Here is a 12,106-nt window from a genome sequence, read left to right on the forward strand (position 1 = left end):
AACAAGTGTACTATTGATGAGAATTCTAATTAAAAGGAGCTTAGAATCGATAAGGCTGAACAGTGAAGCGGTTTATATAAGGTGAGATGTTATCAGTCGTAATGGGGGGCCAAGTCCTTTAGTATTTTATATGTCTTCTATTCGTCCGGTTCTTTAATATAGTCGGTTAACGTTTTCATGAGTCCTAATTCTGCTAGAACACCGTTAATTCCTGGAGCTTTCTCTATGTCTTCTTTACTTACCTTATACGTCTTGCGTTCTTTAATTCCTTCTTTTGATACTTTAATAAATTTCCATTCTTTGTGAGGTATCTTGACTGCTATGTATGGTATTCCGCCAGCTCTCTCTGCGAAGTCTATTAATTTCTTGACCTGGTTTAGCTCAATGTATAGTCCTGAGGGCTTAGCTCTAGACTTGACCTCGAAGACTGCGACCTTGCCTTTCATTATAGCTACTACGTCAGGGTATTCCGCTTTCCTTATTCTAGCACCGCTAGCAGGAGCTCTCATTACTGCAAACCCTAACCTCCATAAAGTATGAACTAATTCTCTCTCAGCTCTATAACCTTTAGATCTGCTCTTAACTACTCTCACCACCTTAGTTTAACTCCATAAACACTGACTTAAATATTTTGTAACGAATAAGTAATTGAGGTGCGGAGTTAATGCCTATAGGACTAACAGAGATTGTGTTAATTCTTGTTGTGCTAATAATAGTTATACCCCTACTAAACGCTAGCATAAAAATTATTAGAGAGTATGAGAGAGCTGTAGTTTTCAGGCTGGGAAGACTCGTAGGAGCTAAAGGTCCTGGACTAATACTGATCATACCATTCGTGGATAACTTAATGAAAGTTGACTTAAGAGTAGTAACAGTCGATGTTCCTAAACAAGAGATAATAACTAGAGATAACGTGAGTGTTAAGGTTGATGCAGTAATATATTATAGAGCTGTTGACCCAATAGCTGCAATAACTAAAGTCAGTAACTACCACTACTCAATAATGATGTTGGGTCAGACAGTCTTGAGAGACGTGATAGGTCAGGTAGACTTAGATGACTTACTTCAGAAGAGAGACGAGCTGAATAAGAGGATACAAGACATAATAGACGAGACAGCCATGTCTTGGGGTATTAAAGTGACTGCAGTAACGCTCAAGTCTGTAGAACTGCCTGAGGAGCTCATGAGAGCCATGGCTAAACAAGCCGAGGCAGAAAGGTGGAGGAGAGCTAGAATAATAGAAGCGGAAGGTGAGAGACAAGCTTCCGCGGTACTGGTTGAGGCAGCCTCTATGTATGAGCAACACCCTACGGCACTCCGGTTAAGAGAGCTTCAGACCATGATAGAAATAGCTAGAGAAAAAGCGTTGGTAGTAATTACGGAAACCGGAGCTACAGACGTGGGCAAGACTGTAGCAATGTATAAAGCGCTTAGAGAAAGAGAAGAGCGGTGAGTTAGGAGGTGCTAACGACTAAAAACGAAGTTCTTCGTGTTTTTGCTCAAATAACTATTATTCTAACCTTATTAGTGCTTGCGACCCCGTCACATACTGTAGGGACTTCTGACCCCTTAAGCTTTCAAGCGTCTGGAGTGATCACTAGAGCAGTAGTTGTTGAGATAAAGCCTCCGTGGGACGTGATAGATAGTGGGGTTAAGGAGTGCTTCTTAGACGCTTTAAGTAAGGCCGAGAGCGAGGGTAAAGCACTCATATACCTGGTCGATAGTTATGGAGGATACCTAGACGCCGCTTACACTATTGGAGATGCTGTGAGTAACTCGAAAATACCTACAGTAGCTTACGTCAGCGGTGGTAAGGCATTGAGTGCTGGAACAATGATAATACTCCCAGCCAATATAGTAGCGCTACATCCTTCAGCTATTATTGGAGCTATGCAGCCAGTAATGATAAACCCTGTTACAGGAGAGCTTCAGTTCGTTAATGAATCAAAGATAATAAATCCTGTCGTTGAGAAGGCCTTGAGTTACGCAAGGCTTAGAGGGAGGAATGAGACTTTAGTGAAAGACTTCGTAGTTAAAGCCACTACCGTGAATGCTGAAAAAGCTGTTTCTTACCGTGTTGCAGACATGATAGTACAAGACCTTCCGACTTTACTAAGGTCTCTATACGGCTATGAGGTTTCGGTCTCGGGTAGAGTAGTCAGGTTAGAGATTGATGAGTCAGGTCTAGAGTTTTATGCTTGTAGCGTTAGGTCAAGGTTATTATCATTGCTTGAGAACTCTACAATACTCAACGTGTTGCTCACGATAGGGCTCTTAGGAACTATATTTGCTCTATTGAGTGGCAGAATAACGGTACTTCCACTCACCCTCCTTTTCCTACTCCTCGGGCTGATTGGTAGCGGTCTTAACCCTAATCTTGTCTCGTTGTTCCTGATAGTCTTAGGTGGCACGCTACTAGCTATAGAGTTGTTTGTTTTGCCGGGCTTCGGGATAGTAGGGATAAGTGGGGTAATCCTCCTCGCTTTCGGTTTCGCTCTCCTGCCTACGTATCTGCCCAGTGGTTTAGTCCCTTCTGAAGAATACTTGAATGCTTTAAGAGCGTTCATAGTAGGTACCTCAGTGATACTGGGGGGTTTCTTCGGCATACTAATGTTTAAAGTCATAAAAGTCAGGAGGAAGAAGCCTTATGAATTCTTGCCTACTGGTAAGGTAGGTAAGGCGATCGACGACTTAAGTCCTGGAAAACCAGGCTTCGTGATCGTTGAGGGCGAGTACTGGAAGGCAGTCTCAGATGAGGAGATACCTAAGGGTAGTGAAGTAGTTGTGGTAAGCGTTGAAGGCGCAATACTTAGAGTTAAAAGGAAATGAGTCGTTGTTTAAGCGAGCTTTATTTAAGTTTCTAAGCAATATTTTAGATGAGAGTAATGAGTAGCGTTTCGGGAGTAGCTGATCTGCCCTTACACGGGGGTCACGTGCCTACATGGCTTGCTAAGCTGATGCTTAAGTTATCTAAGGCTATATTAGAGGTTCTGCTGATAGAGTTTGATAGTGAAGAAGTCTTAAGAAGGTTTTCAAACCCCCTCTGGTTTCAGGCATTCAATAACGTCATAGGAATGGACTGGGATAGTAGTGGCTCAACGACCGTGACTACAGCCATGGTTAAGACAGCTCTTGAGGAAATAAGTGGTGAAGTTAGGGTTGCCGGAGGTAAGGGACTTATTTCCAGGAAAACTCCAGAAGAGATAATTAAGTATAGTGACGAGATAGGATTAAGTAGTGCTTCATCTAACGAGTTAGTTAAGGTGTCTAGACTTGCAGCCAAAACAGACTCAGTTCTTCTTCAAGACGGTTTTACCCTATACCACCACGCAGTACTCTTTGATAAGAAGGGTAATTGGGTGGTTATACAGCAGGGAATGAATGTAGACATGAAGATTGCTAGGAGATACCACCTAGCTTGGTTCATGTCTAGAGACCCGACACTAGAATCTCATTCAGGAGTAGTTTCAGACATTACTACTAAGCCGCTAAACTTAACTACTAGCGACTCGGTAGCGTCTAGGAAAATCTTAGTAGACTTAGCTAGTGAGAATCCTAAGAAGATAGTGAATGAGCTTAAGATAGTCAACACATACCTTAAAGGACTTAAGACGCTTACAGGCCTTAAGCCTCCTAGACCAATAATGATTAACGTACCTTACTACAGGCCGGTAAGTATAGACTCAAGAATCTTGGGGAAACTGAATAAGGCGTACGAGCTAAGGCCTAAGGACCTACATGAATTTCTGTTAATTGAGGGTCTAGGTGCCGAGGTGATCAGAGCTCTATCACTTATTTCTGAGCTAATCTATAGGGAACCCCCACCATTAAGAGATATAGTGACGCACAGTTACTCACCTTTTAAATACGCTTACGCTATAGGAGGGAAAGACGGAGTGCCATATCCAATAAAGAGAGAGGTTGCTGAGACCGTCATTAGGGAGTTAAGCAGGTTAGTAGATGAGGCAAAGCTTGAGGGAAGAGAAAAGCTAATTGCGTTGAGAGCTCTTAAGAAATTAGCTCCTGAAGACGTTAGCAATATTTAACTATGTGTTTTTCTGCCCTGCCGAGTTCTTCGAATTTATGTTAAAATTTTTAAGTATACAAAGAAAATCGCTTAAGGTGACCTAATTGAGGAAGACATACATGATTGCCGCGATAATTTTGATCTTTATACTGTTTCTAGCACTACTCTATTTCTACGTAACGAGTAAACGACATCAAGAGCCCTTAGGATGGTTATTCACTATAGATGTTAATGGAGAGAAATTTAAGGTGGTAGTAAAAAACTCTTTCGTGGCTGAGGAATTAAGGAAGATATTAAGAGGCGAGAGATTCGGGATAGTCATTGGCGAGCTTAGGAGAGGTGATGGAGGCTTTAATAAACCATGGAGCTGGCACTTAGACCCTGATACCGTGGAGGTGGCTGACGCAACAATAGAATTATGCGACGGTATGCCGTCATTTGTAGAGAGCGAGCTGGAATACTGGCTTAACGTGGTTAAGCGTTATTGCCCCTGGAACACTAAGGTGATTGCTGAAGAGCCTTGGTATGGCAGTTCTTGAGGCTGAACTTAAGCACTAGTTATTGCATCTCTTATATAGCGCCTGCTATGATATATTAGGGTACCGAGATTGGTGCTAGGCGAGTTAGTAAAGTGTGCTTCAGGCACGTTTAAGGGTTTACCATATAGAATTACTCATATAATGCCTGGAGTCATCGGCGGCTACGGCAACCCTAAGAGTATCCAGTTAAGTACTTCTGTTGATAACAGACTAGATGTGTCTTATCTCTCTATCTTACTCAGAGGCGAGGACTTAAGACCTAAGTCTTTTCCTTGGAGAGTCTCCGTTAACTCTGTAAATATCACTAGGGAGTTCAAACCTCAAGCATTAGTTAGTTTAGAGGGGGTAGTGTACGCACTTCAAGTCTTTGATGTCTCTCGAATAGTTAAAGAGGCTGGGAAATACTTGCTCAAGCTCTCTGCAGAGACTTCCAAGACGATAGAGGTACTTTCCGTTAGCTTAGTCGGTGTGGAGCAGTCTCAATATGCGGAAATAGTGATGGATTATTACTCGGGTGTTTTAACCTTAAAGAAGGGTGAGGAGTATACTTTTGTTCATCCTCGTGAAGGTCTCGAATTAGGGGTTGAGATAGTTGCTGAAGTTCCTTCTAGAACTTCTGAAGTAGTCATAGCCTGTGGTGAGGAAGCCGTAATTAGTCAGTTAATAGGGGTTTCTGAGATCTCTTTAAAGAGATTTCAAGCATCTCAAGAATTTAAGTGCTCCGTATCGTTAAGTAAGAGCAACACTCCTAAACCACTAGTTTTAAGTGACTTACTCGTTTACAGGCCCCTCACACCGGCACCTCAAGTCTCTCTTGAAGCATCCCTAATTAGCAATAAAGAAATTCGTGTTTTAGTGAAAAATGAAGGGTCTTCAAGACTAAGTAAGGCTCTAATAGTAGCCTTAAGTGAGGGTAAGACGCTTTCCAGAAATGAGTTGAGAGACTTAAATATTGGAGAAACTATAGAAGTAAAACTAGCTTCCCCCGAGGACTTAATCGGCAAGGAGATCTACATTAGGTTAATATACTCTGATATCTGGGGTCAAAATATTAAGACTATTAAGCTCAAGACCCCAAATCCACTATAGCTGAAAGCCTACTCTTTAATGCGAGGATAGTAGCTTACGAGATCCCTAGCGAACTATTTCTCTAATAGCAAGACTTGTTTCTAATGTTCTCAAGCTCGTGGAGGGTGCAGATAAGCACGAGCTAAACCATAGTAAGGGAGAACGAGCCTAGGTCAATAAGCCATCTAGACGAGAATTCCTGTTTTAGAGGTAAGGAAGATGTCAGGTTATAAGAAGAACAGCCTGTATAAAAGGTCTGTAGCAAAAGCCATCGTTCCCGTAAATATAGCTAGCTTGAGCACGCTTCTTAATTTTGATGCGAGTGACTCTGGATTACCGACTCTTCCGAGTTTAATCGTATTGATCGCTGAGTAAATTAATAGAGCATCAGTTGCTAGAGCTAGTGCTAGGTATAGGTAGCCATATCCAGTCAAAAAAGGAATCAACGAAATACCTACTATGAGTAACTGAAGTGTGAGAGCAATGATGGAAGATTTAGAAACTCCTATGACGCGAGGTAGAGACTTTACGTTTCTCACTTCATCAGCCCTAATGTCCTCAATAGTCTTGATTATTTCTCTAGCTAGAAGTAGGGTGAAAGCATAGATTGCGGGCATTAGCGAGAACCTGACGAGACTTAAGTCATTAAGGAGTTCTGACGGGGTGAGTGCTCCTAAGATTATAGTGAACGCACCCTCGAGAGACACGATAACGTTACCTACAAACCCTAACTCCTTAATCTTGTAAGAGTATAAAACAACTAGTAGAGTATTAACTAACACGAAGACAGCTGTGTAAGGACCTACAGTCAGGGATGGAGTGACGCCAACTATTATTAAGGTGAGGGTCAAGTAGATAGCTTCTTTAGGCGTCACCCTACCAGAAGGTATCGGTCTGTAAGGCTTGTTTATTTTATCCACTTCTATGTCAAAGTAGTCGTTAACTACGTATCCAGCACTCGATACTAGACCTACAGCTAGTAATGGGATTATTAAAGAAGTGTTTGCAAGTGTATTAACCTCGACTCTCACAGTTAGCCACCCTATGAGTGTAGTTAGTAGCGCAGCAATCACGTTATGCATTCTCATGAGTTCTAAGTACGCCTTAAGCTTGATCTTAAAGCTCATCAACTCTTATCCCAGCCTCCTTAAGAGCGTTTAGGAATGACTTAGATATACTGTAGCATCCTTGACCCCTAATCAGTATTCCCAATTCAACAAGTTTTGTTATGGTTTTGCCCGGCTCTCTTACCTTATGTAGTGCTTGCAGTTCTTTCAGCGCTAGTAATTCACCTACAGACTTATTAATACAGAAGTATTTGAGTGTCTTGCGCTGGTCTTCATTAAGAGACCTGATTAGTTTCCTTACATCACCCCACTCACTCATTTACGTCCCCTCAGTAGTAGTAGGTGTCAACGTAGTGGTGTTCTACTACTTCTTCAGGGTCTTCTCTGCTAGGACAAACTTTCAGGAAGGGGCACTCGCCGCTACTAATGCAGGCTGGCTTATCTCTAGTACACACTTTTCTACCAAAATACCATAGAAAATCATCCAGTATGAAGGGGTCTAAATAAGTTATTCTTGACAACATCTTATAGGCCGACCTCACTACTAGCCTTAACATCACATCCTCGGACCATGTGAAAGTTTCCCTCATCTTGATTTTCTTGAGAAGGTCTTCTTCAGGCGTCACTAAGCCCAACCTGAGAGCAACTCTAGTTAAGTGGTTGTCTACCGGGACTTCCTTATTCCACACGTCAATCACGCTTACCAAGCCTCGTCTCTCCACAAACTTGACGAACAAATATGTCTTCTTCTCTACGGGGTCTGAGTAAGCCTTGAACCTCTTCATTAAGTATGTGATTCCTTGGGGACGACTCTTCAAGTAGCCGCCAGACATATTAACTAGCTTAGTAACAGACCCTTCAAACCACTTAATCAGTCCTCTGCCTAAGTCTCTCAAGAGGTCTGCACGTACCTCAGGGTCCCAGACAGATACTTCATTTACTCCTTTGATACTTAGCCACTCACTCACTTCATTACTGCTGATCTTAGCCATCCTTTCTGGTGAAAAGAAGCTAGGGTCTTCTGCGAACTTCTTTGATCCTAGCTTATAGAGTAAGTCTGCGCCGTGGTAAAGTCTTGAATCCACGTAGGCTTCATATGGTTTATCTCTGCTGGTCCTATGATCTATGGCTACCATAAATATGAAATACCTCAGCACGTCCTCGAGTTCTGCGTTCTTAGGTGGATAATATTCGGTGTTTGTAAAGTCATCTCTTGGTAGTGAGTTTGCTGCTTCTCTTAAGTATGGAGCTACTGAACTTATCGAGTATTCACGCAGACTTACTTTCTTGAATGAATAGTTTATTACTTCCGCACTCAAAGATTCTCACCCTTATAAAAACCCTCATAAGTTTTCTCTACAGCTTTATTAAGCCTAAAGAAAATTAGCTGAACTACTCTAGCACCAACACCTAAATTAATGCCGTGAGGATTCATTACATGCATTAGAGCCTCGCCACGACCTACATAGCCTGGATCCCACACAGTACAGGAGACTAAAACACCAGATCTGAGTAGTGAGGAGCGAGGGAAACACAGAGCTAAGACGTCTCGAGGTAACTCAACTATCTCAGCAAACCTTATCTTGTAGACTCCTGGGTCTAGACTCCAGTATCCGTTCTCAGGCAGAACTTCCTCAACTTCAGGAAGTTTTCTCTCATTAAAACCTAAGACTCCGGCACTCCTAAACTTAAATACTTGAGACACTCTTAAGTCGATGCCTGCAGGCTGCAACTGAGTATTAGTATCTAGCAAGTCTCTCACATACTTGAGAATCTCATGACCTGTTATCAGCGTCTCAACCACCAACAAACCTTTAGTGCAAGGTTTTTATATACTCTCATGACTTAATACCGCGCAAAATAAAATTATTAAAAAATCTTATTATAAAAACTCAATGTATGTCGAGGGATTTAATGTAATTGTTTATATTAACACATTAGGGGGAGGATTATAGGGGGTAAAATTTATAAGACATTCACTGAATTTATTGTAGGGGGTGTGAAGGATGGGACTTGAGTTATTGACGCATATAGGTGGAAAAAATATTAAAACTAAGGTTTATGGGAGGCATGTATATGGCAGTCTCTACGAGTGTGATTCAGAACTCCTCTCAGACCCAGAATTTCTTAAGAAAGTAGTTATTGAAGCTGCTCACGTGGGTAATATGACGCTCTTAGACGTCAGAACGTGGTATATGGGTCCTGGGGTCAGCGTAGTAGCTATAATACTAGAATCACACATATCTATCCACACATGGCCTGAGTATTCTTTCGCGACAGTAGATGTTTACTCATGCGGCAAACACACAGACCCGCTAAGGTCATTTGAGTATATAGTGAGAGCTTTAAGAGCAAGAAGATACGAGTTTAATATGATTGACAGGTCATTAACGTGATTCACGCTTCTCTCCTCAAGTGAGATAAGAGGGAGGATAGGCTTTAATCGCTAGCTTAGATTATCTCTACTCTTAACAAGAAGTGAAACTTAAGGGAGGCCCCCGATAATTTACGATTGAAGTCTTGTCTTTTAGGGCGGGTTAGGGCGTCAAGTCGGTAGAGTTGTTCTTAAGTGAGTTCTGGCTATTGCTTGATTTTTAAGATAAGTGGAGTTAGCTCTTGTCACGCGTTGGAATGTCTAAAACCCAAAAATCATCTGTAGTTGCTAGTATTTAATGGTGGAGTAATATGAGTTTAGAGAAGGTCTCAGTTGTTGGTGCTGGTCTCGGCGGCTTATTGACTTCTTACGTTCTACTTGAGAGAGGCTTTAACATAGAGTTACTTGAAGAACACGAATCAATTGGTTTGCCAAGACATTGTAGTGGTCTCGTCAGCGACTACGTCATAAGTTTTCTCGGGGGACTCGTTAAAGAGTATGTCATCAACAGATTTAATGAATACTCTGTTAAGATAGTCGAGGACGGTGAGGTTCGCGAGGCTCTTACACTTAGATTCAGGAAACCAGTATATTTAGTTGATAGAGTAGGACTTGAGAAAGGCTTGTGTGACGTAGTCACTAGCTTGGGGGGCAAGGTAAGTACAAAGACTATAGTCACTGAGGTAGACTTAAGCAAAAATTTCTTAGTAACTAATAGGGGGTTACGTCACTACGATTTAGTAGTTATTAGTGAAGGCGCTACTAGAAGGCTTGTTAGACCACTTAATTTATGCCGTGTGAGTAAGTACTTGATAGGACCTCAAGCATTCCTGTCGGTTAGTGAAAGTCCTGAAACAGTCGAGGTTATCGTCACTCCCCTCCTCGGTTCAGAAGGGTTCGGATGGGTTATTCCAGTAAGCGAAAAACACGTGATTTTAGGTCTAGCAACGACTTCTAAGAAGGCTAGCTTACTACTTAGGTATCTAGCTAAGAGAGTCTTTAAACCACTATCAAGTTATAAAATCGAGAACTTCTTCGGCGGTTTAATACCTGCAGACAGGCCTTGTGAGAAAATTGTCGGTGAGAATTATTTACTGGTAGGTGATGCAGCGTCAATCACTAAGCCCGTGAGTAGAGGAGGTATCTACTCCTTAATTGAGGAGGTAACAGTTTTAAGAGATTCTCTAAGTAGAGGCTCATTAACTCAAGACTTGATAATAAGTAAATACAAGAGACTACTGAGATTTCTTAAGATTCAACACCTGATCTATGAGACTATCTTAAGTATTGGAGGATACTATAAGTTAGTCAAGTCTCTTACCGAATTTGAGTTGAGAGAAGTTAAGATACTCGATTATGACAAGCTAGTAACTGACCCTGTTATGTCAGTTTTATTAGCCTTATCAGCAAGTATTAGTAGGTGAGTGTATTGAGTGATAAGGAGATTATCGTCACGACACTGGAGTTCCTTCCAGGCTATAAGATCAAGAAAGTTCTTGGGATAGTTAGCGGGAGTACTGTTAGAGCAAGGAATCTAGGGAGAGATATTGTTGCAGCATTCAGGAACTTAGCTGGCGGCGAGATAGTAGAATATACTGAGCTTTTAGCTAATTCAAGAAATGAAGCGCTGTCCAGGATGATTGAGAAAGCTAAAGCTCTCGGAGCTAATGCGGTCTTGGGAGTTAGGTTTGCTACCTCCTCAATAATGAGTGGTGCTGCAGAGATAGTTGCTTATGGAACTGCAGTAGTGGTAGAGCCTGAGTAAAGTAGAGCTTTCTTACTAGTCTCAAGGTAAGTTTATATGATTATTTCGAAGTCTAGTAACTATCTAGATGTATTAGTAGGCATGCTAGTTTTTAGTAGGCCTGAGCTAAGACTAAACGAGAGAGTTAAGTTCTCGAAAAAGAGTGACTCGTTCAAAGTATATGAGGTGGGCGTTGACGGCATTCAAGCAAGACCCCTAAGCATAGTAAATGAAGACCTAGTTTGTATTGAATCCGAGATTCTAAGGTATGTCATGTGTAAAGAGGACATGCCAACGCCCGACACGGTAAAGATAGTTTCAAGAGTTTTAGGTGTTAGAGCTTCTTACGCAGGAATCAAAGATGCTGAAGGTCTTACGTGCCAGTTCATCACTATTAAGTGCCGTCCTGGCATGGAGCTCAGGAAATTTTATGAGTTTCTCGACGGCAAGATAACCCTATTTTTCCAAGGCTTTACCAACTCTATGTTGAGGAGGGGTCACCTAGAAGGTAATTATTTTGAGGTTTTACTAGAAGACGTGAGTAGAGAAGATCTGAAGATACTAGAGGAGTTGAGGGAGTTACATGATAAGATCACTTTCTTGAACTACTACGGCTACCAGAGATTTGGTGTTAGGAGACCTGCAACACACTTAGTCGGTAAAGCACTCCTCGAAAATGATTTCGAGAAAGCGCTGAACTTAATAGTGGGTAATCCGTTCCCTACAGAATCTCAGAGGGTTATTGAGGCTAGGAAGTCTTACGAAAAGGGCGACCTGAGAGAGGCTTTGAGACTCTTTCCGAGAAGCTTTAGCGTTGAGAGGTCTTTGATTAGAGGATTATTGAGGGGCATGAATACTCGGGATGTCTTGAATTTAATTGATGAGTGGCTTATAAGGATGTATGTTGAGGCTTACCAATCATACTTATTTAACTTAGCTTTAAGCAAGCTCGTTACCCAGTTAGGAGATGTTGACACGCTAGCACGTAAATGTGATGTGATCCCGTTGCCCAGACCTAACTTAAGTTTAGTTGACGAATGCACACGCGAGTCTGTTAAGGCTGTAGAAGAAGAGCTCAAGTTCATTGACGCTAGAAGCAAGTACGTTAAGTATTTAAGTAAGTCGAGTCGTGAAGTAGTCTTCACGCTACGGGACTTCAAATACGAAGAAATCGGTAGTAAGGCACTGCTCAAGTTCTTCTTGAAGCCCTCAACTTACGCTACAGTCTTTCTGCGCGAGTTACTCGGCTCTCCCCCTACGTGATTCTAGCAGTTCTGTTAATGAGTT

Annotated in this window: 14 protein-coding genes; 9 read left to right on the plus strand and 5 right to left on the minus strand. The window is 41.9% G+C overall.

Going from position 1 to position 12,106, the window contains the following annotated elements; translation table 11 throughout:
* Positions 1-137 precede the first annotated feature (137 nt).
* On the minus strand, positions 138-593 hold the full coding sequence (gene hjc / locus QXL29_04240; protein ID MEM2283802.1) for a Holliday junction resolvase Hjc: 456 nt from the start codon (positions 591-593) through the stop codon (positions 138-140).
* 71 nt (positions 594-664) lie between these two features.
* On the opposite strand from hjc, the gene QXL29_04245 reads away from it, so the two are divergent.
* From QXL29_04245 to QXL29_04265, 5 genes are all read left to right on the plus strand, one after another.
* Complete coding sequence (locus tag QXL29_04245) at positions 665-1,453, plus strand: slipin family protein (GenBank protein MEM2283803.1); 789 nt, start codon at positions 665-667, stop codon at positions 1,451-1,453.
* Between the two features lie 8 nt (positions 1,454-1,461).
* Positions 1,462-2,829 (plus strand): NfeD family protein, encoded by a 1,368-nt coding sequence (locus QXL29_04250; protein ID MEM2283804.1) that lies wholly within the window; start codon positions 1,462-1,464, stop codon positions 2,827-2,829.
* A gap of 56 nt (positions 2,830-2,885) precedes the next feature.
* Positions 2,886-4,046: a DUF763 domain-containing protein gene (locus QXL29_04255; GenBank protein ID MEM2283805.1), complete on the plus strand. Its 1,161-nt coding sequence runs from the start codon at positions 2,886-2,888 to the stop codon at positions 4,044-4,046.
* A gap of 85 nt (positions 4,047-4,131) precedes the next feature.
* Positions 4,132-4,566 (plus strand): hypothetical protein, encoded by a 435-nt coding sequence (locus tag QXL29_04260; protein MEM2283806.1) that lies wholly within the window; start codon positions 4,132-4,134, stop codon positions 4,564-4,566.
* A 141-nt stretch (positions 4,567-4,707) separates the two neighbouring features.
* On the plus strand, positions 4,708-5,655 hold the full coding sequence (locus tag QXL29_04265; protein MEM2283807.1) for a hypothetical protein: 948 nt from the start codon (positions 4,708-4,710) through the stop codon (positions 5,653-5,655).
* Between the two features lie 206 nt (positions 5,656-5,861).
* Here QXL29_04265 and QXL29_04270 read toward each other — a convergent pair whose 3' ends face one another.
* Genes QXL29_04270 through QXL29_04285 form a run of 4 tightly spaced genes read right to left on the minus strand, consistent with a single transcriptional unit; the run spans position 5,862 to position 8,505 of the window.
* Entirely contained in the window at positions 5,862-6,761 is a 900-nt protein-coding gene (locus QXL29_04270) for a geranylgeranylglycerol-phosphate geranylgeranyltransferase (GenBank protein ID MEM2283808.1), read from the minus strand.
* Positions 6,751-7,020: a hypothetical protein gene (locus QXL29_04275; protein ID MEM2283809.1), complete on the minus strand. Its 270-nt coding sequence runs from the start codon at positions 7,018-7,020 to the stop codon at positions 6,751-6,753. The genes QXL29_04270 and QXL29_04275 overlap by 11 nt, the downstream gene beginning before the upstream one ends.
* 10 nt (positions 7,021-7,030) lie before the next feature.
* Positions 7,031-8,020: a queuosine salvage family protein gene (locus QXL29_04280; protein MEM2283810.1), complete on the minus strand. Its 990-nt coding sequence runs from the start codon at positions 8,018-8,020 to the stop codon at positions 7,031-7,033.
* Positions 8,017-8,505, minus strand: coding sequence for a deoxyuridine 5'-triphosphate nucleotidohydrolase (locus QXL29_04285; GenBank protein MEM2283811.1), 489 nt, complete (start codon positions 8,503-8,505; stop codon positions 8,017-8,019). Before QXL29_04285 ends, QXL29_04280 begins: the two co-directional genes overlap by 4 nt.
* Before the next feature lie 202 nt (positions 8,506-8,707).
* Here QXL29_04285 and speD point away from each other — a divergent pair, with 202 nt between their 5' ends.
* The 4 genes from speD to truD all read left to right on the plus strand — a co-directional run bounded on the left by speD (position 8,708) and on the right by truD (position 12,082).
* Positions 8,708-9,097 carry an adenosylmethionine decarboxylase gene (speD, locus tag QXL29_04290; GenBank protein ID MEM2283812.1) on the plus strand — a complete coding sequence of 130 codons (390 nt, stop codon included), beginning with the start codon at positions 8,708-8,710 and terminating at the stop codon, positions 9,095-9,097.
* A 289-nt stretch (positions 9,098-9,386) separates the two neighbouring features.
* The gene (locus QXL29_04295; protein ID MEM2283813.1) at positions 9,387-10,499 is read left to right on the plus strand and encodes an NAD(P)/FAD-dependent oxidoreductase; all 1,113 of its coding nucleotides are present in this window, start codon (positions 9,387-9,389) and stop codon (positions 10,497-10,499) included.
* Positions 10,500-10,504: 5 nt separating this feature from the next.
* Complete coding sequence (locus QXL29_04300; protein MEM2283814.1) at positions 10,505-10,840, plus strand: YbjQ family protein; 336 nt, start codon at positions 10,505-10,507, stop codon at positions 10,838-10,840.
* A gap of 36 nt (positions 10,841-10,876) precedes the next feature.
* Complete coding sequence (gene truD, locus QXL29_04305) at positions 10,877-12,082, plus strand: tRNA pseudouridine(13) synthase TruD (protein MEM2283815.1); 1,206 nt, start codon at positions 10,877-10,879, stop codon at positions 12,080-12,082.
* Positions 12,083-12,106 lie beyond the last annotated feature (24 nt).

The sequence above is a fragment of the Zestosphaera sp. genome (assembly GCA_038843015.1).
Classification (GTDB): Archaea; Thermoproteota; Thermoprotei_A; order Sulfolobales; family NBVN01; genus Zestomicrobium.